The organism is Microvirga arsenatis (genome assembly GCF_009910705.1).
GTDB classification, from domain to species: domain Bacteria; phylum Pseudomonadota; class Alphaproteobacteria; order Rhizobiales; family Beijerinckiaceae; genus Microvirga; species Microvirga arsenatis.
In genome coordinates this window covers 23318-44519 of the sequence record NZ_JAAAXJ010000006.1, presented here as the reverse complement: position 1 = coordinate 44519, position 21202 = coordinate 23318, and the positions used below count along the sequence as shown (strand labels likewise).

At 61.1% G+C, this 21202-nt stretch carries 17 protein-coding genes; 4 read left to right on the top strand and 13 right to left on the bottom strand.

Annotated features, from left to right (window positions below; genetic code table 11):
- Positions 1–109 precede the first annotated feature (109 nt).
- The 4 genes from GR303_RS12970 to GR303_RS12955 all read right to left on the bottom strand — a co-directional run bounded on the left by GR303_RS12970 (position 110) and on the right by GR303_RS12955 (position 5612).
- On the bottom strand, positions 110–868 hold the full coding sequence (locus GR303_RS12970; RefSeq protein WP_343038425.1) for a protein phosphatase CheZ: 759 nt from the start codon (positions 866–868) through the stop codon (positions 110–112).
- A gap of 79 nt (positions 869–947) precedes the next feature.
- The gene (locus GR303_RS12965; protein WP_161722667.1) at positions 948–1436 is read right to left on the bottom strand and encodes a chemotaxis protein CheW; all 489 of its coding nucleotides are present in this window, start codon (positions 1434–1436) and stop codon (positions 948–950) included.
- Between the two features lie 2 nt (positions 1437–1438).
- Positions 1439–4243: a hybrid sensor histidine kinase/response regulator gene (locus tag GR303_RS12960; protein ID WP_161722666.1), complete on the bottom strand. Its 2805-nt coding sequence runs from the start codon at positions 4241–4243 to the stop codon at positions 1439–1441.
- A gap of 682 nt (positions 4244–4925) precedes the next feature.
- On the bottom strand, positions 4926–5612 hold the full coding sequence (locus GR303_RS12955) for a response regulator transcription factor (protein ID WP_161722665.1): 687 nt from the start codon (positions 5610–5612) through the stop codon (positions 4926–4928).
- A gap of 863 nt (positions 5613–6475) precedes the next feature.
- On the opposite strand from GR303_RS12955, the gene GR303_RS12950 reads away from it, so the two are divergent.
- Positions 6476–9451, top strand: coding sequence for an EAL domain-containing protein (locus GR303_RS12950; protein WP_161722664.1), 2976 nt, complete (start codon positions 6476–6478; stop codon positions 9449–9451).
- 74 nt (positions 9452–9525) lie between these two features.
- Complete coding sequence (locus tag GR303_RS12945; protein ID WP_161722663.1) at positions 9526–10404, top strand: aldose 1-epimerase family protein; 879 nt, start codon at positions 9526–9528, stop codon at positions 10402–10404.
- A gap of 16 nt (positions 10405–10420) precedes the next feature.
- On the opposite strand, the gene GR303_RS12940 is transcribed toward GR303_RS12945, so the two are convergent.
- Entirely contained in the window at positions 10421–10807 is a 387-nt protein-coding gene (locus GR303_RS12940; RefSeq protein ID WP_161722662.1) for a response regulator, read from the bottom strand.
- 71 nt (positions 10808–10878) lie between these two features.
- On the opposite strand from GR303_RS12940, the gene GR303_RS12935 reads away from it, so the two are divergent.
- Positions 10879–11115, top strand: coding sequence for a hypothetical protein (locus tag GR303_RS12935; RefSeq protein WP_161722661.1), 237 nt, complete (start codon positions 10879–10881; stop codon positions 11113–11115).
- 59 nt (positions 11116–11174) lie between these two features.
- On the opposite strand, the gene GR303_RS12930 is transcribed toward GR303_RS12935, so the two are convergent.
- The gene (locus GR303_RS12930) at positions 11175–11393 is read right to left on the bottom strand and encodes a hypothetical protein (RefSeq protein ID WP_161722660.1); all 219 of its coding nucleotides are present in this window, start codon (positions 11391–11393) and stop codon (positions 11175–11177) included.
- 264 nt (positions 11394–11657) lie between these two features.
- On the opposite strand from GR303_RS12930, the gene GR303_RS12925 reads away from it, so the two are divergent.
- The gene (locus GR303_RS12925; RefSeq protein WP_161722659.1) at positions 11658–12845 is read left to right on the top strand and encodes a YihY/virulence factor BrkB family protein; all 1188 of its coding nucleotides are present in this window, start codon (positions 11658–11660) and stop codon (positions 12843–12845) included.
- Between the two features lie 299 nt (positions 12846–13144).
- Here GR303_RS12925 and GR303_RS12920 read toward each other — a convergent pair whose 3' ends face one another.
- The 7 genes from GR303_RS12920 to GR303_RS12890 form a co-directional block, all read right to left on the bottom strand.
- The gene (locus GR303_RS12920; RefSeq protein WP_161722658.1) at positions 13145–14179 is read right to left on the bottom strand and encodes a UDP-glucuronic acid decarboxylase family protein; all 1035 of its coding nucleotides are present in this window, start codon (positions 14177–14179) and stop codon (positions 13145–13147) included.
- Between the two features lie 115 nt (positions 14180–14294).
- The gene (locus tag GR303_RS12915; protein ID WP_161722657.1) at positions 14295–15404 is read right to left on the bottom strand and encodes a glycosyltransferase family protein; all 1110 of its coding nucleotides are present in this window, start codon (positions 15402–15404) and stop codon (positions 14295–14297) included.
- On the bottom strand, positions 15401–16495 hold the full coding sequence (locus tag GR303_RS12910) for a CgeB family protein (RefSeq protein ID WP_161722656.1): 1095 nt from the start codon (positions 16493–16495) through the stop codon (positions 15401–15403). The genes GR303_RS12915 and GR303_RS12910 overlap by 4 nt, the downstream gene beginning before the upstream one ends.
- Complete coding sequence (locus tag GR303_RS12905) at positions 16492–17604, bottom strand: CgeB family protein (protein ID WP_161722655.1); 1113 nt, start codon at positions 17602–17604, stop codon at positions 16492–16494. The genes GR303_RS12910 and GR303_RS12905 overlap by 4 nt, the downstream gene beginning before the upstream one ends.
- The gene (locus GR303_RS12900) at positions 17601–18734 is read right to left on the bottom strand and encodes a glycosyltransferase family 4 protein (RefSeq protein WP_201752040.1); all 1134 of its coding nucleotides are present in this window, start codon (positions 18732–18734) and stop codon (positions 17601–17603) included. Before GR303_RS12900 ends, GR303_RS12905 begins: the two co-directional genes overlap by 4 nt.
- A 42-nt stretch (positions 18735–18776) precedes the next feature.
- Positions 18777–19892 carry an SDR family NAD(P)-dependent oxidoreductase gene (locus tag GR303_RS12895; protein ID WP_161722654.1) on the bottom strand — a complete coding sequence of 372 codons (1116 nt, stop codon included), beginning with the start codon at positions 19890–19892 and terminating at the stop codon, positions 18777–18779.
- Positions 19889–21001 (bottom strand): SDR family NAD(P)-dependent oxidoreductase, encoded by a 1113-nt coding sequence (locus GR303_RS12890; RefSeq protein ID WP_161722653.1) that lies wholly within the window; start codon positions 20999–21001, stop codon positions 19889–19891. The genes GR303_RS12895 and GR303_RS12890 overlap by 4 nt, the downstream gene beginning before the upstream one ends.
- Positions 21002–21202: the final 201 nt, after the last annotated feature.

Genomic DNA, 21202 nt, shown 5'->3' with positions numbered 1-21202 from the left:
GAACCGCTATCCACATCGTTGAGCCGGAACTCAGCCATGCGTGGGAGCAGTGAGCTGACTTCTTAATCAACGCATGCTCGGGCGTACTTCAAACTTGATCGCGTCTGGATTAGCCGAAGAGTGCGTCGATTGCATCCTGAGACGTCACGCCTTTGTCCGTTGCGAGTGCTGGGCCGTTCAGAAGCGCCTCCTCGCCCTTGCGCCTGCTTAGTTCGGCGGCTTCGATGTCCTTGAAGCTTTCCATCCCGCCCCAGATCTCGATCATGTGGTGGACCCGTTCCTCCACGAAGCGCATCGCATTGACGACCTTGCTGATGCGTTGCCCTGTTATGTCCTGAAAGTTGCAGGCCTCGAAGATACTGATGACCTGATCGAGGATTTCACGGGCGATATCCTGATCGCCTCCTGATAGGCGGGAGGACAGGTTGCTCGACAACTCGTCAATCCTCTCCGCAGCTGCCAGAATGGAGTTGGTCGCGGTTTCCGTGCCGACCACGATAGCGCCGAGCTCGTCGGTCACTCGCGTGATTTCCTGTCCCTGAGCCCCGGCATATCTAAGGGTAGCAATCTCCTTCTTCGTCCGCTCAATGGCTTCGTAGATGGTGTCGAGTTCTGCCTTCAGGCGCAAGGCCTCCTGCATGTCACGGCGGTGCTCCTCGAGCAGGGAGGTCGAGATCTCCTTGGCAGGAACGATCGCTTCCTTGATCGCGCTGAGCATGGCCATGATCTCGGCGTGCCGATCTGTCGTCCCCTCCTCCTGAGGAACGATTCCTGACAATCCCTCAATACGGTAAGCCTTCCTTGAATTCATCACGTTTGCTCGCAACTTTCTTGCTTGCTGAGGACTCGATTGGTACTGCCCCGACACGCAGGGGCCGGAGGGTTCTATGGTAAGCTTTCTGAGGGAGAATGTCCCTGCAGACCGACTGCAATGAAGAGCAGCCTCGCTATGCGGCTTCCCGCTCGCCGCCGAAGTCCAGAACTGCATCCACGTCCAAGACGATCAGCAACTTGTCCCGAAGCTGGTGAACCCCTTGGGACAACTCAACCCAGCCGCGGTCCATATGAACGGGGTTGGGTTGCATTTCGTCCGTATCGAGTTTGAGAACCTCACCGACATCGTCCACAAGAAGCCCATAGGCCTCTCCCTGGTTCTCCAGCCCCACGGCCATCTTCCGCTCGGATTCATGCGAGTCCTGCAATCCCAGCCTTCGGCGCAGGGATACTGCCGTGACAACTCTTCCACGAAGATTCAGAAGGCCGGCAATCTCGCCTGGGGCGAGCGGTACGGTCGTCATCTCGCTGACAACGAACACATCGTGCACCCGGCTGATGGGCAAGCCGAGTAATTGGTCTGCCACGGTCACGGTGACGAATTCGGTCTGCTTGGACATCTGCTTCGCGGCTCCGGCAGCCGTTGGTTCAACCAGCTTCATGATTACGCAGCCTCCTCAAGCACTCCGCTGAACTCGGCAAGTGCCGACAGCAGTCCTTTGCGGTCTATCTTTGATACGATCTCAGAAACCCTCAGCTTCCGCGCCAGGGCGATCTGCTGCGGGTCAGACTTGACGGTCATTGCGATAACCGGTGTGCGAGCATGGTTCGGATCGGCCCTCAGGGACGCCACGAGAGCGAGGCCCGAATGTCCGGACAGTTCCAGGTCAGTCACGATGATATCCACCTGCAATCCGCCAGAGAGGAGACGGGCTGCCTCTTGAGCTGTCGATGCGGTGTGTACCCTATACCCGGCCGCCCTGAGCACGGGCACGAGCATGTCTCTGAAGAAGGTCGAGCTGTCGACGAGGAGTAGTGGCCTCTCGGGTCCTTTTCCCTTGTCCTTGCGGGCCCATGTTTCCAGCACCATCGGCAGGTAATGAGCCACGTTGACGATCTCGGTCGTCCGGCCCCTTACCACAGCCGAGCCGACCAGATCTGAGCGCTCGGCCAGAAGCTCGATATCGAGCTTGTCCTCGACGATATCGACGATCTCGGCCACCGCCAGCCCCATGGATACGTCGCCGTCCGAGAAGACGAGGAGCGACTGCATGCCCTGTCTCTTGATCGCCAATTCCTCGTCGCAGGAGACGAGCGGCATCAGCCGGCCACGATATTGAACGACTGGGCGGCCGCTCGACCACTCGATGGTCGATGCATCGATCTCCTCAAGGCGGGTCACGAGTGAAAGAGGAACCGCCTTCAAGCTCTCGCCGCCGCCGCGGAAGACGAGGAGACTGGTCATTTCATCGGCTGCGACGACTGTCTGCTCAAGTCCAGTATCGGTCTGGAACTCATTGCTGTTGGATTCCGTGCCCACCATCCGGGCAAGTCCGTTGGGATCGATGATCAGCACCACGGCTCCATCGCCGAGGATGGTATTGCCCGAGAAAAGCTGGATGTGCCTGAGCTTGGAGGACATCGGCTTGACCACGATTTCCTCCGTGTGGAAGACACCGTCGACCAGGATCCCGAAACGCTGCTGGGCAACCTGGGTGACGACGACAAAGCCGTGGTTGACGTCCTCACCTCCCGGAAGTCCCATGACTTTGGACAGAGGAACGATAGGCAGCAGCCGGTCCCTCAGCCGAAGGATCGGCGTGCCATTGATTCGCTCGATGGAGTGCTCGGATGAGGGCGAAACACGGACGAGCTCCGAGACAGCGACCTGGGGAATGGCGAACCGCTGATCCTTCGACGAGACGATCAAGGCCGCGACAATGGCAAGCGTCAGCGGAATCTTGATGGTGAACGTGGTGCCACGCCCCTGTTCGGAGCGAATGTCGACGGTTCCGCCGATCAGCTCGATGTTGGTCTTGACCACATCCATGCCGACGCCGCGGCCGGAGACTGACGTGACCTTCTCTGCCGTCGAGAAACCGGGGTGAAAAATGAACTTTGCGATCTGCGCATCGCTCAGCCGCTCCACCTCGGCGTCGGTCGCGACTCCGCGCTCAACAGCCTTCTTGCGAATGGCCGCCAGGTTGAGCCCCTTGCCGTCGTCGGCGATCTCAATGGTGATCGATCCGCCCTCATGATACGCATTAAGGCGGATCGTTCCCTTCTCCGGCTTTCCGGCAGCCTTTCTCTCGGCAGGGCTCTCGATGCCATGATCCGCCGAGTTGCGGACCATGTGCGTGAGGGGATCCTTGATGACCTCGAGAACCTGCCGGTCGAGCTCGGTATCTGCACCCTGCATGACGAGCTCGATCTTCTTGGAGAGCTCGTTCGACAGGTCGCGCACAACACGCGGGAGCTTCTGCCAGGCATTCCCGATCGGCTGCATGCGGGTCTTCATGACGCCGTCCTGGAGCTCGGCGGTCACCTGCGACAGACGCTGCAACGGCACTTTGTAGCCATGATCCTCCGAGCTTCTGCGGGCGATTTCCAGAAGCTGGTTGCGGGTGAGCACTAGCTCCGACACCATGGTCATCAGGTGCTCGAGCGTATCCACGCTGACGCGGATCGTCTGAACCTTGCCAGTCACGCCCTCGCTGCCCTCGGCGCCTTCCGATGATGGATCGGGGGCCTTCTTGGCGGGTTGAGGTGCCGCAACCGCTTGGGCGGCCTCTGCTTTCTCAGGAGCAGGCTTGCTGACGACAAGAGGAGCCGGCCCCGGCGCCTCGCGAAAGGCGCGCTCCAGTTCATCGAGGGAAACCTCGCCGGGTTTCAGGGCCCGCTCGAGAACTTGGTAGGTCAGGGATCCGGAGGTCGTCGCCTTTTCAGGGCCAGGCGCTTCCTGGAAAGCACGCTCCAATTCGTCGAGAGAGACTTCGCCCGGCTTCAGCTCACGTTCGAGAACCTGATAGACCAGCGTGCCTGCCGCCTGTGGCTTTGCGGGAGGAGAGGGAGGAGCCGCCTCGACCGCGGAAACCTCCTGTGCGGCCATGCGATCCAGCATCTCGATGAGATCTTGGTCGGAGCCCTGAGGCTCCGCACCGTGGCGCTCCAGCTCGCCCAGGATCTCCTTGATCCGGTCAAGGGTTGTAAGGATCAGCGAAACCGCTGGCGTGGTGACAGGCATGCCATCGCGGAACTTGCCCATCAGCGTTTCGGCTGCGTGGGCGAGTGCCTCGAGACGGGGCAACCCGAGAAAGCCACATGTTCCTTTGATGGTGTGGACCAACCGGAAGATGTTACTGAGAATGGCCTCGTTGTTGGGATCTTGCTCGAAGCGGACCATCTCCACATCGACCGTTTCGAGATGCTCGTTGGTCTCGGTTAGGAACTCAACAAGAAGGTCATCCATTGCCGTCTCTCAACTCTAAGAAACTCTACTCATGAGGCGGGTACGCGCCTCAACAGGTGCATCATTCGGCCTTCACGCCGGCAATAAAGCGCTGAACCTCATGTTCATGCTTGAGAATGGGAGTCTCTAGACAGAACCGCAGATGATGCCCAAAGTCACTTCTCGTGCCGTTGGGTACATCCTGATAGCATTCGGCAGTTCCGTTCCCGGAATCTATGCCCTTCACCCCCCGCTGCATCGTCCCTACGGTTCTCGGCACATCAGTCCAATCACCGCTCTCCTTCGGTTGGAAGGAAACGCTGAGCGCTTCCTCTTACCCATGGGAGCTAACTTAGAGGAATGATAGGTCGCGCTTTCCTGCAATTAGGTTAATGGGGACAGGAAAAACCATTTTTCTTGCTGCCGTTCAGTGTCCGCTGCCTTTTCGCGAGCTAGATGGCGTCCCGTAGACCTGCAGATCCAGGCTATGCTCGGCAGTTGTTCATGCCAATCGAGGACAATGCAGCCTCTACACGGAATCCACATGAGGTCGTGCACCCAATGAGGTTTTCTCGGTTGCGCGGTTCGGTGGGGCTATCAGGTGCCCTGGCTCGGATCATTTGCGGCCGGCGGAGGGTACCGGCATCGATTTGACAGCCCGGCCTCCTTGCTCAGGCGACCGGGCCCTTTGGTTTTGCTCGGCTCAGGACGCAGCGCCGATATAGGAGTAGCCAATATACCGCTTGGCGTCGATGGGATCGTATCCCAGGCGCTGCCGGAGCTTCTTCCGCAGCTTGCTGATGTGCCCCTCGATCACGCTGTCCTCGACATCGTCGCTATAGATGCCGTAGACCGCATCGAAGATCTGCTTCTTGGTCAGCCGATGGCCTCTCTTGCGAACCAGGTACTCGAGAATGTGCCGTTCGCGGCGCGGGAGAGCGAGGGGCATCCCGTCGATCTCGGGATCGCGCCCATCGAAGAAGACTTTGAGGCGGTCGCTGTCGTTCTGCTGCTTTTTTCCCGCATTCGCGTTGACCCGGCGCCAGATGGCCTCTGACCTTGCCAGGATCTCACGCACGTGCACGGGCTTGCGAACCACATCGTCGAACTTTGCGGTGAAGAGCTCCAGGGTCTCTTCGAGGGAGCGCACGTCGCTCAGAGCAATGATGGGAGCCTTCGAGTAGCGACGGATGCTTTCGGCTGATTGGATGCGCTCGTCGAATGTTCCCAGAACGAAGCCCTGGACTGCCTCGAGATCGGATTCCGACGCCGATTCCAGCCATTCGCTGAACTCATCTGCGTATAAGCCAAGGGAGGATATGCCTTCTCGCTTAAAGCTCGCAACATATCCAGACGTAACCATCTGCCGTTCATCGACGACGATATACATTTTTCTGCCCCGCCTTAGTAATTAAGTGCGTTCTTCAAGTTTTCGCTGCCGCCTACAGTAAATTACGCAACTAAAACTCGATCTGCGGCTGTTCCTGAAGCTACCGAGCAGCTCATATTCGGGCAATACGTAAAGAAAGGGATTGCCGGCGCACTTATGGTTAATCGTCCTTAACGATCATTAAACGGTCGTTAATGAGCTTTTTAGCATTCCAACTAGATTGCTCCGCTCACGGTGCGACCTCACCAATGGCTTGATTGCCCATGGATTTTCTCGTCGGGCATGGTTCGCCATCCTTACTCAGGCCAAGCATAAGACTGCTCTGAAACACAATAACTACGTAATATCCGAATGATGCAGAGTACGTAGAACCACGTATTTTGAAGGTCGGCCTAGCATGAACCGGGTTTAGCCAGATTGGCGAAGAACGCCTCCTGCTCACCCCGCGGATGTGATTCCCGATTGAACCACAGCAATCTTTCCTGGCGCTGGCAGATCGCTTGCCACGGACATGAAGGTTCGGATTTCATTAACTCTGATTGGTAGCCGGTCGAACAAGTTGATTGACCGAGGCCTGGGCGCCCGTTTACTTCTGGCTCGACTGCAGTTCAGATCATTGCGGACAACAAAATCATTCAGCACTATGGCAGGCCTTGTGAAAAAGGCCGGCATGACGCCCCGCCATTTTACCGGTCACAGCCCGGATTGCACCTGAGGAACGGATCGAGCTTTGCTCGAGGCATGACGCCCCTCCGTCAGGCCGGTTGACTTCCGGCGGCACCTTATCGACCCCAGTGCACCCCAGCGGGCTGTTTTGCATGATAGAAGGCCTAGATCAGAGCAAGCCACCACAGTGGAAGGAGGTGGATCGTCTCGCAGCGCTCCGGGCACTCGATATTCTCGACACTGAGCCCGAGGCCGAGTTCGATAATCTTGCCAAGATCGCAGCCCAAATCTGCAACACTCCTGTTGCATTCATCTCCTTCTTCGACGGTAGGCGCCAATGTCTCAAGGCTCGATGCGGGCTCGATGCGTCCCACAACCTGAACGATGATCCGGTTGGTCGCCGCGCTGTTCTCCAGAAGGATCCTTTCGTCGTTCCTGATCTGACGACCGAACCCGAGTTCTGCGACAGAGGATCTGCAGGGGTGGGATTGCGCTTCTATGCTGCAGTGCCCCTCACCACTCGAGATGGTCTCCCGCTCGGCCTGCTCTGCGCAGCCGACTTTCAGCCGCGACCTGAAGGTTTACCCCCCCCCCAGAAGGAGGCGCTCGCAGGTCTTGCTCGAGCCGTCATATGCCAGCTCGAGCTGAAGCTCGCCCACAAGGCTGCAGCCGAGAGCGAGGAGTTCACGAGCCGCCTTCTCTCAAGCTCCGATGACTGCATCAAGGTCTTCGATCTGCAGGGTCGTCTACGCTTCATGAGCCAGAGCGGCATGCGTGCCATGGAGGTTTCGGACTTCCAGCAGGTCGAAGGCCTTTACTGGGCTGACCTCTGGGGCAGCATCGCAGGGGAAGAAGCCTACAAGGCTGTCGAAGCGGCCAAGTCTGGAAGGACCGGGCGTTTCCAAGGTCCTTGGAAGACTACAACCGGAAAAGAGAAGTGGTGGGATGTGGTCATCACGCCCATCATGGGTCGTGCCGGCAGGCCTCAGGGTTATCTCTGCGTCTCCCGCGACGTCACCGACTTCCGTCAAACGGAGCAGAGCCTGCGCAAGAGCGAGCGGCGCCTGCGCACCCTGATCGACGTCATGCCGATTTCGTTCCAGGCGCCTCAGGTCGTATGGTTCTGCGATCCTGAAGGAGAGTTCACCTACTTCAACGATGTCTGGTACGACTTCACAGGATTGCCGCGTGAGCGCAAACCGGCCGAAGGCTGGCAGGCCGCGCTCCACCCCCTCCACAAAGAGCATGTCGAAAGCCTGTGGCAAGATACTCTCGATCGAGGGGATTCCTTCGAAATCGAGATGCCGCTGCGCCGCTCCTCCGATGGAATGTACCGCTGGTTCATGGTCAGAGGACAGCCTCTAAAGAATGAGCATGGCTCCGTCGAGCAATGGTTCGGCATCGCCATGGACATTCACGAGCGGAAGCAGTCCGAGCAGGCTCTCAAGGAAAGCGAGGAGCGCCTGCAGCTGGCGCTGAAAGCGGCGCGCATGATCGCTTGGGAGCTCAATCCGCAGACGGGCCTCACCACACGTTCGGAGAATTCCCTTTCCCTGCTTGGAGTGATGCCGGACTCCGATCGGACCTTCATGGCCGGAGTTCATCCGGAGGATTGCGGCAAGGTCGAAGGATTCCTGCAGAGGATCCAGGCCGATGGGGCGGACTCTGTCGAATATCGGTATGTGCTGCCCGATGGCTCGATCCGCTGGCTGCGCGCCCGGGCCGAGCTCGCTGGTTCCGATCGGATCGTAGGAGTCACCTTCGACATCAGCGAGCAGAAGGAGGCGGAGGACGAGATATGGCGCTCGGCCAATCACGACACGCTGACGGGCCTTCCGAACCGCAACCTGTTCCAGTGTAGGCTCGAAGCGGCCCTTGCCCACGCCAGGCAGACCGGCACAAGCGTCAGCCTGCTGCTGATCGACCTCGACGACTTCAAGGACATCAACGACACGCTTGGTCACGATGCGGGAGACGCCCTGCTGCAGGAGACGGCCCGGCGGCTCTCCACGATGGTTCGCGGCTGCGATACGGTCGCCAGGATCGGAGGCGATGAATTCGCGTTGCTCGTGGTCGAGCCGCTGAAGCTGGAGAATGCCAACCGCTTGGGCTCCCTCATCGTCGAGATGCTGCGCCAGCCCTTCACATATCGGAAACGCACGCTGATCAGCCGGGTCAGCATCGGGATTGCAGCCTTCCCGGATCATGACGGCGAGCCCGCCGAGTTGGTCAAAGATGCGGACATCGCCATGTATCAGGCGAAATCGCAAGGGCGGAACAGGGTCGTGACCTACTCGCCCGACATGAGAAGAGCCATCGAGAAGCGTGTCTCGCTCGGTCGCGGAATCCGTGAGGCGATCGCCAACGAGGAGATCGTTCCCTTCTATCAGCCGAAGGTCAGTCTTCTGACGGGAGAGATCGTGGGTCTCGAAGCCTTGGCACGTTGGCGTCACCCTGAGAAGGGCATTCTGGCTCCCGACGTCTTTGGAGCGGTGTTCGAGGATCACGAAATTGCCGGCTCCATCGGCAAGCTGCTGGTCTCGAAGATTGCCTCGGATGTTCGTCACTGGCTCGACCGCGGGTTCTCCTTCGGACGCGTGGCGATAAACCTATCCCCGGCTGAGTTTGGCCAGCCGGGCCTTGTCGACAACATGCTCAGAACGCTTGACTGGCTCAAGGTTCCAGCATCGTCCTTCGAGGTGGAAGTCACGGAGACCGTGCTGCTCGGCCGAAACTCCAGCAACGTTTCGTCCGCTCTTGAGCAGTTCCAGCAGCAGGGCATTGGAATCGCCCTGGACGATTTCGGCACCGGATATGCTTCCCTGACCCATCTGAAGCAGTTCCCGCTCGATCACATCAAGATCGACCGCAGCTTTGTCAGAAACCTGGAGAGCGACTCGGATGACGAGGCGATTGTTGCCGCCATCATCGGCCTCGGGCAGCGCCTCCAGCTTCAGGTGACGGCGGAGGGGGTGGAAACCCATGGTCAGGCCCGGCGGCTTCGGGAGCTGGGGTGCGACCATGCCCAGGGCTATCTCTATGCCAAACCCATGCCCGCCGCTCAGCTGGCGGAACTCCTGGAGCGATGGAGCTCCGTGCTCGTAAAGCCCCGCCCTGACAGGTCGTGGAGCGGCGCGACCGCCGAACTCCAAGGCTCCTGCACGTCCCCGTAGCACCTGCTTGGGCCTTACACCCAAGGGATGGTATGAATTGGGCTCATGTTTGCCGGTTCGGCAAGGGAGACCCCATGACCGTCTCGATCTCCACTCCCCAACTGCACGCCGAAATCTCCGAGCTGGGGGCGGAACTCGTCCGGCTTCAGGATGAGCAAGGCCGCAATCTTCTTTGGGATGGAAACCCCTCGTTCTGGACCGGACGCTCTCCGCTCCTCTTTCCGATCGTGGGAGGAGTCAGGAACGACCGGATCCGGGTCAACGGCACGGAGTACATGCTGCCGCGTCACGGCTTCGCCCGCACGTCACGCTTCACCCTTGTCGCCTCCGAGCCCTCGGCGTGCCGCTTTCGCCTCGTTTCCGATGGGGCGACCCTCGAGCGTTACCCTTTTCCGTTTCGCCTCGATGTTTCCTATGCCCTTGAAGGCGCCACCCTTACCATCACGGCCTCCGTCGCCAATCCCGGCTCTTCCGCCATGCCGGTCTCCTTCGGCTTTCACCCGGCCTTCCGCTGGCCGCTTCCCTATGGAGCCCCGCGGGACACCCATGAGATCGTCTTCGAGCGTCCGGAAGCTGCGCCCATTCGACGCCCGGTGAACGGTCTCATCAGCCGAGTTGAGGAACCTACCCCGGTTCAGGGCCGCAAGCTTACCCTGCGCGACAGCCTCTTCGAGAAGGATGCGCTGGTTTTCGACCGGCTCGACAGCCGGTCCGTCGTCTATGGCGCTTCGGGAGGCGGATCGATCCGGGTCGACTTCCCGGGGATGCCGCATCTGGGCATCTGGACCAAGCCCGGGGCCGGCTTCATCTGCATAGAACCTTGGCAGGGCCATGCGGATCCGGAGGATTTCGATGACGAGATGAGCGCCAAGCCGGGCATCGTGCTCATAGCGCCGAATGAAACCCGCAGCTTCGCAATGTCCATGTCTCTCGATCACCCTGGACGAGCGTAGAGAAGTCGATGCGGCTCTAATGGCTTCTGACGAGCGTGCGGATCTTATGGACGACGTCGTCGCTGCAATAAGGTTTCGTGAGGAAGCATCCGGTCCTGGGAAGCTGAGCCTGTTGCGGCCGGTGATAGCCCGAGGAGATCAGGAGCGAGATGTGCGGCCAGCGCTGCTGGACGTTTCTCGCAAGGTCCAGGCCGTTCATCGATCCTGGCATGTCGACATCGGTGAAGAGCACCTGCACGTCGTCCGAGCATGCCTCCAGGACGGCGAGGGCAACATCGGCATTGGAGGCCTCCAGCACATGGAACCCGGCCTCCTGCAGATCATCGGCAGCGGCCATGCGCACGAGGGGCTCGTCCTCGACCAGCAGGACAACGGGGCTGTTTTCTGAGTAACTGTTCATCATGCGGCGTGGAACGAAACTAACATAGGTTAGTTCCTACTGCTCAGTTGGCTTTCTTTGGGGGGTACTGGGCCATGTCGTCGCACAAGTTCAAGCTGGGAGACCGCGTGCGTCTCGTGAAGCTTGCAAGTTCGAACAATGTCGAGGCCTTCCTGAACATGGTTGCAGCCATCGACCCTACCCGCACGCAGGATGTTTGGGAGGTCACCCGCCTGCTGCCGGCGGAGAGCAACGGGTTCCAGTACCACATCAGGAATAACCTTGAGGGCCCGGACCGCCTCGTGCGCGAGGAGGAGCTGCAGCCGGCCTGATTAGAGCCAAGCTCGATGGCGCCGCCTCAAGGGTGATCAGCGGGCGGGCACCCGTGCAATCAGCCTGCCTTGCGGATCGGAGGATCCATCTCGTGATCCGAGGTGCTGACGGAGGCTCGCGTTCTGCTCCGGAACTCGTGAAGCTCCTGCCTGACCGTCTCGAGAACCGGGTCAAAGGCGGGGCCATGTTCCTTTGCGATTTCGACAAGAACGTCGATCGCCCGCAGCAGCCGCTCCTCGGTCACCGGCTCCCATTTGCGTCCCGACCACTCTTCCATCTCAGAACCTCCTTCTGGACCGAGGAAGACCTTGGTCCAACATCCTTGCATCCCGGTTAAGCCTGATGGTTAACGCTTTCGCTGCGGATGCCACCAAGCCCGCAGACACAGGACCGCAGCCCTCGACAACTCCTTTGCCGGACTCCTCTGGCCAGTGCCCTTCCCGCTAGGAAGGAAGCATCTGGAACCGTTGACTTAATTCCGAGGTTTACGGTTGAGCCAGGCCATTTTGGTCGGCGTCCTGCAAGTGAGGCTAGTCTGACAATGGCGAACAATCCGGCTGTCCAGCAACCTGGAGCACAGCGCTCCCCCTCGGCCGTCACGACGATGTGGGCCGTCGTTCTTGGCTGGGCCCTGGTCCGATTGGTTGCCGGAGGGGAGCGCCACCCGGGCCCAGCCGCCGTCGGGCGCCGGCAGGCCGGCTCGCCTCAGGCGGCGCGGCGCTCCCGGTCTGCCGACACAGGTTTTGAGGACAAGCAGCATGCCCCCCCAGGCGCTGCTGCAGAGAAAGGGCGCGGACGGAGCGCGGACACGCCGACAGAAATCCCGACCCTCGGCTGGAAGGACATCCTGTGGCGCACCTATGAGGAGTTCGGCAAGGACCGCATCATGTCGGTGGCGGCCGGCGTCACCTACTACGCCCTGCTCGCCGTCTTCCCGGCTATCGCTGCCCTGGTTTCCATCTATGGCCTGTTTGCCGACCCGGCGACCATTCAGGACCATCTGAACACCGTGTCCGGCGTCCTTCCCGGAGGAGCGCTTGACATCATTCGCGAGCAGGTCACTCGCATTGCCTCGCAAGGGGGTGGGGCCTTGGGCTTCGGCTTCATCTTCGGCCTGGTCCTCTCGCTGTGGAGCGCCAATGCCGGCATGAAGGCCGTGTTCGATGCCCTCAACATCGTTTACGATGAAGAGGAGAAGAGAAGCTTCATCAAGCTCAACCTGATGTCGCTCTCCTTCACGCTGGGTGCCATTCTCTTCATTCTCATTGCGATCGCCGGCATCATCGTGCTTCCGATCGCTCTCGACTTCATCGGCCTGGGTCAGCGGTTGGAGTGGCTCCTGGCCATCGCGCGCTGGCCCGTGCTGCTGGTCATCGTGACGTTCGGACTGTCCTTGGTCTACCGCTTCGGCCCCAGCCGCGACAAAGCTCAATGGCGCTGGGTCACACCCGGCGGCATCATCGCTGCCGTCTTGTGGCTTGCCGTCTCCATGCTCTTCTCATGGTACGTGGCCAATTTCGGGAGCTACAACGAGACCTATGGATCGCTCGGCGCCGTCATCGGCTTCATGACCTGGATCTGGCTCTCATCCATCGTCGTCCTGCTGGGCGCCGAGATCAATGCGGAAATGGAGCATCAGACGGCGAAGGATACCACCGATGGCACTCATCAGCCGATGGGAACACGCGGCGCGACCATGGCCGACACCGTCGGTGCTGCCAAGAGCTGACCTCCAACAGCGTGATTTGACGAAAGGCGCTCCCAAGGAGCGCCTTTATCGTTATGGAGACCTCATGGCGGACCTGCGACAGGAGCGTCGATAGCCCTCATCGTCGAAGCGCTGAGATCAAGATCGAACCCGCTTCCTCGTGAAAGTTCCAGGGCGGATTTGCAGCGCCTCGCATTTCTGGGCGCTGGAAGCAAACTTATGTTCACCTCGCAAGATCTACGTTCCGCCCTGGACCACAAAGAAAATGCGCCGGTACGAGACGGCGCATGCGGAAGTCACGAAGTGATCCGCAGCGGGGATCAGGCCTGGCCGATGGTGAGTTCCCTCTCCAATCCCGTGGTGCTGCGGGGCCCCTTGCCGCCATCCGTGCGCTCGTCGGAGAACCAGGCAATGGTCGCCTTCAAGCCCACATCGAGAGTGGTGCGAGGCGACCAGCCCAGGAGTTGCTTGGCGCGGGTGATGTCGGGGCGGCGGCGGCGGGGATCGTCCACCGGCAGGGGACGTGTCACGATACGGGAAGAAGAGCCGGTCATCGCCAGCACCTTCTCCGCCAGATCCCCAACCGTGAGTTCGACCGGGTTTCCGAGATTGATCGCGCCCGGGAAAGAACCCTCGTAGGCCATCAGGCGCATGAAGCCGTCGATGAGATCGGAGACGTAGCAGAAGGAACGCGTCTGGCTGCCATCGCCGTAGATCGTGATGTCGTCGCCGGCAAGAGCCTGGCAGATCACGTTGGAGACGACGCGTCCGTCGTCGGCTCGCATGCGCGGGCCGTAGGTGTTGAAAATGCGCGCAACGCGCACATCCGCACGGCCGGCACGATCGAAATCGAATGTCAGCGTCTCGGCGGCGCGCTTGCCTTCATCATAGCACGCACGGGGACCTGTGGGATTGACGTTGCCCCAATAGCTTTCCGTCTGCGGATGCACCTCGGGGTCGCCGTAGATTTCGCTGGTCGAGGCAAGGAAGAAGCGGGCTCCCACCTCCTCGGAGAACGTCAGGAGATTGTGCGTTCCGACGACGCTCGTGAGCATGGTATGCTCGGGATCAGCTTGGTAGTGCGGCGGAGATGCCGCACAGGCGAGGTTGAAGACCTCGTCGATCTTCAGACGTTTGGAGCGCAACCGTGCCGGTAGCGGCTTGATGATATCGCTGTCGATCAGGTCGAACCGCGGCTCCCGCTCGAGGTGCCGGAGGTTCTGCTTACGACCCGTCTGGAAATTGTCCAAGGCAATGACATGAGCGCCTTCGCTAAGAAGAGCATCGCAAAGATGGGATCCCAGAAACCCAGCTCCGCCCGCGACAAGGACGTGCCTGCTTTTGCCATTCTTCATCAGAATGCTCTCCTTCTCAGACCATCGGCAAAGGTCTTGAGGTACAAACCTTCTCCGGTCCAACGTTGAAGCTTGGCACTTGGTTCAATGCCAGCCGTAGATTCTATTCACAGGCTCACGCGCGCATCTCCAGAGCGGGACGATGTTCCTCGTGACGCCGGCGCATGCCTTCCAGAAGGTCTCGCTCCATGGCGGCGGCGCGGTGAGCCGCCGTATGCTCGGCGAGGATCCGCTGCTGCGCCGCAGCGCCCAAGGCTTCCCGCCGAGGCTCAGGCCATTGGTCGAGCACGGCAAGGACATCTTCCGGCGCCTGCGCCAGAACAATCTCACGCCCAGGATCGAGAAGGGTCTCAATGCCGTCCCATATATCCGAAATGATCGGCGTCGCGCAGGCAGCGGCCTCAAAGAGGCGGACACTCGGGCTGTAGCCGGCACGGATCATATCGGCGCGGGTCACGTTGAGCGTGTACCGGCTCTGGGCATAGAACAGCGGATGTTCGGTCGGCGGTACGTGATCGACCCGCTCCACGTTCTCCGGCCAGTCGATATCGGTGGGATATTGCGGTCCGGCGACGACAAAGCGCAGGTGAGGCGCCCTCCGGGCGGGTTCGATCAGCATACGTTCCAAAGTCGGCTGCCGGTCCGGGCTGTAGGTTCCGAGGTAGCTCAGATCCCAGCGTTTCTCGCAATCCAGCGCCGGATAGGCCTCAGGATCCACCGAACAATAGAGTGCCCTCGCAGACGGCGAGCCATAGCGCTCCATCAAATGGCCGAGGGTCGGCCCCCCTGTGAAGGAGAAGTAGATGTCGTAGCCAGGGATCAGGCCGGGCGTCAGATACTCGAAATCGCCGCGTTCCAGCTTCGCGAGGGTGACGGGCGTATCGATGTCGTAGAATGCGACGACGCCCTTCGCCGTCTTCTGGACCCAATGGCCAACAGCCACTCCCTCGGGCACGTAGGAGCCGACGATCACGGCATCCGCACCGACGATCGCGTCTTTGTAGCGCCTGAGGTCTTCTAGGCTGGAATAGAACTCGAGACGGCAGAAATCCGGGTCCTTCAGGTCGCGATGCACGGCATACCAGGGCACATCCCTCTCAAGGAACAGGATGTCATGACCTCGCGCTGCGAAGGCACGCAGCAAGGCGCGGAATGTCGTCGCATGTCCGTTTCCCCATGAGGAGGATAGGCTCAGACCAAGAACAACAAGGCGGAGCTTGGTCACGCCACGCTCCTTTCGCGCTTCTGAGCCGCCTCATGGCGCAGAATGGCATCGACCTCGGCTCCGCGCCGGGTATAGGTGTGCTCGGCCAGGATCCGCGCACGCGCAGCGTCTCCAATGGACTTGGCCCGCTCCGGGGTCAGCGCCTCGACATGATCGGCAACGTCCTTGCCGTCGCGGGCGACGAGCACCTCCTCGTCCTCCTTGAGGAAGAGCTCCAAGCCCACCCAGGCATCGGTGATAAGGCAGGCCCCGGCTCCCGCAGCCTCGAAGACGCGGGTTGCAGGGGAGTAGCCCGTGCTGGCCATGGAGTCGCGGGCAATGTTGAGAACGGCGAGCGGGCTCGTGTTGAAGGCATTGTGGTCACGCGTGTAGACGTGGCCGATGTGCCGCACGTTCGACGGCATGCCCTTCGTCTCCCAACCGTTGCCGCCGATCAGGAAGCTGCGATTCGGCAGGCGGCCAGCAGGTTCCAGGAAGAACTGCTCGACGCGGGCTTCGCGATCCGGCAGGCGATTGCCGAGGAAGGACAGGTCCGCCCTGAACCGGTCATCCGCCGGAACCGGATGGTGGGTTGTGGGATCGCAGGCATTGTAGATCGGGATGCAGCGGCGGGCACCGAACCCTTCATAGGCCTCGACCACCGGCGGGCCGCCCCCATAGGTGAGAACGAGATCGAGAGACGGCATCGTGCGGCGGAGCGGGTGATCATGATGATCGCGCAGCTCCGCGAGGGTGGCGGGTGCGTCCACATCCCAGAAGATGCGGATGGCGTCAGGACGTGATGCGGCCACGACACCTTCGAGAAGCTCGGTGTCGAACACGCCGACGCCGGATGCCTTCACCACTACGTCGGCCTTCGCCGCCTCCGCGACGACGCCCCGCATGGCTTCCTCCGTGGCAGCATAGACCTTCACCTCCGCCCAGTCTGGGGGCTCTATGTCCCGATGCTTCTGGCGGTCGAAGGCGTCGGGCTCGTAGAAGGTGATGTTGTATCCGCGTCTGGCCAGGTCACTCAGCAAGCCGCGGTAATAGGTGGCCGCGCCGTTCCAGTAAGACGACAGAAGGCTTGAGCCGTAGAAGGCGATTTTCATGCGGACATCTCCATCGGCGCTGCAGCGCCGTGAGTGGCGAGGATGGCAAGAAGCTGATCGGTGCGGTGGGCGCAGGAATGGCGGTCGCGGATGGCGGCCAGCCCGTTCTCGACCAAGGACCGGCGCAGGTCGGGATCATCGCGAACGGCTCTCATGTGGCGCTGCATCTGCGCCTCGTCGCTGGCCACCAAGTAATCACTTCCCGGATTGAACAGTCCTTCCGCATCGTTCCATGGGGCGGAGATCAAGGGAATGCCGCAGGCAAGCGCCTCGAAGACCCGGATCGTCGGAATGCCCGGAAGCATCTCGATATAAAAGCGGCGCGGCACATGCACGGTGGCAAGATGCCGGGCGAAGACCTCCGGCGCGCGGGCATTCGGGAGCCAGCCGCGATACTCGACGCCATAACGATCCAGCATCTGGAGTGCATGCCCGGGATACCGAACTCCGTAGATCTCCAGCGGCAGGCCGACTGTTTGGGCGGGACGGAACAGGAAGCTTTCCAGCTCGGCACTGCGTTCATCGTCACCCCAGTTGCCGATCCAGACCAGACCTTTCCGCTCCACTTCCTCCACGGGGGGATGGAAAAGGCGGGTATCGGCGGCCTCGTGCCACACATGGACCCGATTGCCCCAGCCCCAGCGGCGATAAACCTCCGCGAGCGTCTCGCCGAAGGCGAGAACGCCGTCATACCCATCAAGATCGAACTGGCGGATCGCATTGGGATCGCTCACCGCCCGATGATGCGTGTCATGGAACAGCAGCGTAAAGCGTCCGCCCTGCCGCCGCACCTTTCCGACGGCCGCGACGAGCCAGGGATCGTTCCACTCGTGAACGATCACCACGTCCGCGTCGGCTAGGGTGTCGCCGAGGTCGATGTCAGGATCGAAAGTCGTCGATGACAACTCTGGATACAAGCTGCGATAGGCGTCGAGCCCAGCTTCGCCGTGATCCTTGAGGAGGTTCTCAAGGCTCCAGGCGCCCCTCGGCTCGTAGGCTGCCACCTCATGACCGCGATGGATGAGCTCACGCAGGACGCCGCGGAGGAAATGGGCGTTGCCGTGGTTCCAGCAGGAAGCCAGTGAATGCGTGAAATAGACGAACTTCATACGGCAGCGCTTTCAAGGGGGAGCGAATGAGATCTCTTCAGCAGCATGGAGCGGTAGACGTTCAGGACACCCGCGCTCATGGCTTCGACCGTATAATCCTGAGCCCTCCTTTGGGCAGCATGGCCGAGTGCTGCTCGCGTGTCAGGATCTCGGAACAGGTGCTCGATCTCAGCGCTGAGGGCCACATCATCGTCAGCGTCGATGAAAAGAGCCGCGCCATCCCACAGCTCGCGCAGGGTTGGGATGTCGGAGAGAACAAGAGCGCATCCGGCCTGCGCCGCTTCCAGCGCCGCGAGGCCGAAAGGCTCGTAGCGCGCGGCCGATACGAAGACCGGTCGCGCTGCGAGGTAGCGCATGATCTCAGCGTCGCCGAGACGTCCGAGAGCCTTGGCGTGATGGGCTTCAACCCGTGCACCGTTCTGGCCCTCAAGCGGTCCCGCGGCAAGGACGGGCACGCTGATCCGACTTGCAGCCCTGTCGATGGCGCCGAAATTCTTGCCCTCGTCCCAAAGGCGCCCTGCTGTGAAGACAAAGGGCTCAGGCGAAGAACTCGCCACTGCCGGGAAGGCACGCCTGCCGTTCCTGACCACAATGGGCTCCTGCGCGAGAGAATAGGCCTGTGTCGTCTCCCGAGCGAAGGCGCCGCTCGGCGCCAGGAGCCTGTCAGCCGAGGCATAGCCTTTCCCGATCAGCTCGCTGCGCCAGACAAATTCCTCCGGCAGAGGACCGCTTTTCACCGCCTGCCACCACGTGGTAACGCAGGAATGGCACACGGCAAGGATAGGCACGTCGAAGGCGGCACTTGCGGCAAGTGCGGGGGAGTTGAGGTGAACGAGGTCCGGCCGAAGCTCGCTGCAGAGCCGCGCGATCATTTCTCCCGCCTGCTCCACCTCCGTCGGATGGGCGGCGGTCCAGTCCAATGGCAAGCCTGTCGGAATGAGCGAAACGCCGGCCGAATCGGCGGTCATGCGCTGATCCGCAGATGGATTGGGACCCAACACGGCCAGTGTCGTCTTGACGCCATGCTGGCGCAGGGCCTCAGCGAGGTCGAGCGCATATTGCCAGACACCGCCGACGGCGTCCGCCGTCATCAATACGTTCAGGCCTGCCCGTTCCTCAGAACGTGCCATGGCCGTTCCCGATCCCGTGCAGTCTTGAGACGGAGAACGCTCTCATGGCAGAGCCTCTGCCGCCTGCAACCGGGAGGCCGCGCCTGCGCGGGCAAGCCCCCGCTCCTCACGAAGCCAATCCGCAAGAGCAGCCACGCCCTTCATCCAAGAAACCGGCTGCTTCAACCCGAGGGCGCGGGTGACGAGGCGCGTATCGGAGACGTAGTAGCGCTGGTCGCCCGCGCGCCAATCGGAATAGACCGTCTCAACGGAGCGCCCGATCACGTCCTCGATATGCCTTATGAGCTGCCGGAGACTGATTGCATTCGAGGGACCTCCACCGAGATTGAAGGCGCAGCCCTGTACAGCTTCAATGCTCTTCCAGGCCGCCGCATAGGCATTGACCGCATCGGAGATGTCGAGCACGTCGCGAACCTGGCAGCCATCGCCATAGATCGTGATCGGCTCGCCCTGAAGGGCGCGGATCAGGAAGTGGGCCACCCAGCCCTGGTCCTCAGTTCCCATCTGACGCTGGCCGTAGATGCAACTCATGCGCATCACGCAGGTGGGAATGCCGAAGGAGCGGGCGTAATCCAGCACATACTGATCCGCCGCCCCCTTTGAGCAGCCATAGGGCGTATGGAAGTTGAGCGGACGCGCCTCGCCGATGCCGGCTGCCCGGATGCCCGGATCGCGCGGGCGATAGGCATCGTTCGTCCTGTCGAGCTCTACATCCGCAAGGTCGCCATAGACCTTGTTGGTGGAAGCAAAAATCAAAGGGACCCGCTCGTTGCGCTTCCGGAGCGCATCGAGCAGGTTCAAGGTGCCTCGAATGTTGATCTCGAAATCCTCACGGGGGTCAGCGAGACTCGTCGTCACCGCCACTTGGGCAGCCATGTGGAAGACTGCCTGGGCCTCACCGGCGACTTCCGCCACTGCGGCCTCATCGCGAATGTCCCCGATGACGGCAGAGATCTTTCCAGGGTGACGTTTCTTCAGCCATTCGAGATTGCGCTCGACGCCCGGGCGCGCGAGAGCATCGAAGATCAGCACATCATGGCCTTCGCTCGCGAAGCGATCGGCCAGGTTGGAGCCGATGAAGCCTGCCCCGCCGGTGACCAGAACAGGCCGTCGGCGGAGAATGGCAGGAGCATCGGCGGATGGGTTGCCTGTCCTCATGCCACCAGGCCTCGCGCTTCGAGTTCCTTGCGAGCTTCGTGAACCAAGTCCTTAGCCTCCTGCTTGGCCACCCATTCTGCGAGCTCGGACAGCCCTTCGGAAAAGTCCTTCTTCGGAGCGTATCCCAACTCCTGGCGGATCTTGGTAATGTCCGCTATGCAATGACGGATGTCACCGATGCGGGCCTTGCCAGCGATCTCGGGCATCATGGGGCGGTTCATGGCCTGGGAGAGAAGCTCCGCCACCTCGGACACGGTGCGATCCTGCCCGCTACCGACATTATAGACGCCGCCCGGTGCCCTCTCGTGATCGAGTGCGAGGACGAAAGCCTGCGCCACGTCCTCCACGTGGACGAAGTCGCGGCGCTGCTGGCCATCCTCGAAGATCATTGGCGGCTGTCCGTTGTGGAGCCGCGAGGCGAAGATGGCGAGAACGCCGGTATAGGGATTGGAAAGCGCCTGCCCGGGGCCATAGGCGTTCCACAGCCGGAGCGCCACCCCCTCCATGCCATAGGCCGGGCACAGGGTGAGGGTCAGCCGCTCCTGCACATATTTCGAGAGCGCATAGACGGAGGCCAGCGCAGGCTTCTTCCACTCGGGAGTCGGCACAGGAATGAGCGGACGTCCCTGCCCGTCGAGCGGGTCCCATGGGTCGCTGTCGCTTCCGCGCGGCGTGCGCACGACGTCTTCTCGGATGCTTCCCTCTGCATCCCGGTAGAGGCCCTCGCCATAGATGCTCATGGACGAGGCGACGACCACGCGCTTGACCGGATTGTCGATGAGCTGCTGGAACAGCACAGCCGTGCCGTAATCGTTCACGGAAACATAGCGATCCACGGCGTACATGCTCTGCCCGACGCCAACTTCCGCCGCCAGATGCACCACCTTCGTGGCCCCCTTCAGAGCCCGCAACACGGCAGTCTCGTCGCGCACGTCGCCGACGATCACCTCCACCTCCGGATCGAGCCCATCGGCTTGCGTCTTGTCGCCGTGAACCTGCTCGATGAGGCTGTCGAGCACGCGAACCCGGTGCCCACGCTCCAGGCAAGCCCGAGCGACGTAACGCCCGATGAAACCCGCTCCGCCGGTAATAAGGATGGTATCCGTCACGAGACGCCTCCGGATCTGGTCTGATCTCCACGGCCACGAACAAGAAGGGAACACACCTGCCCCGTTGGTTGAAAAGCGACGCGAGACTTGCGCAATTTTCCAAACGAAGGCAGGCGTCAGCAGGACATGGCAGATGCGTCTGTGCCGTGCATTCCCTTCACAAGCTTGGCCTTTCAGCGGGCAAACGCCAAAGCTTCATCT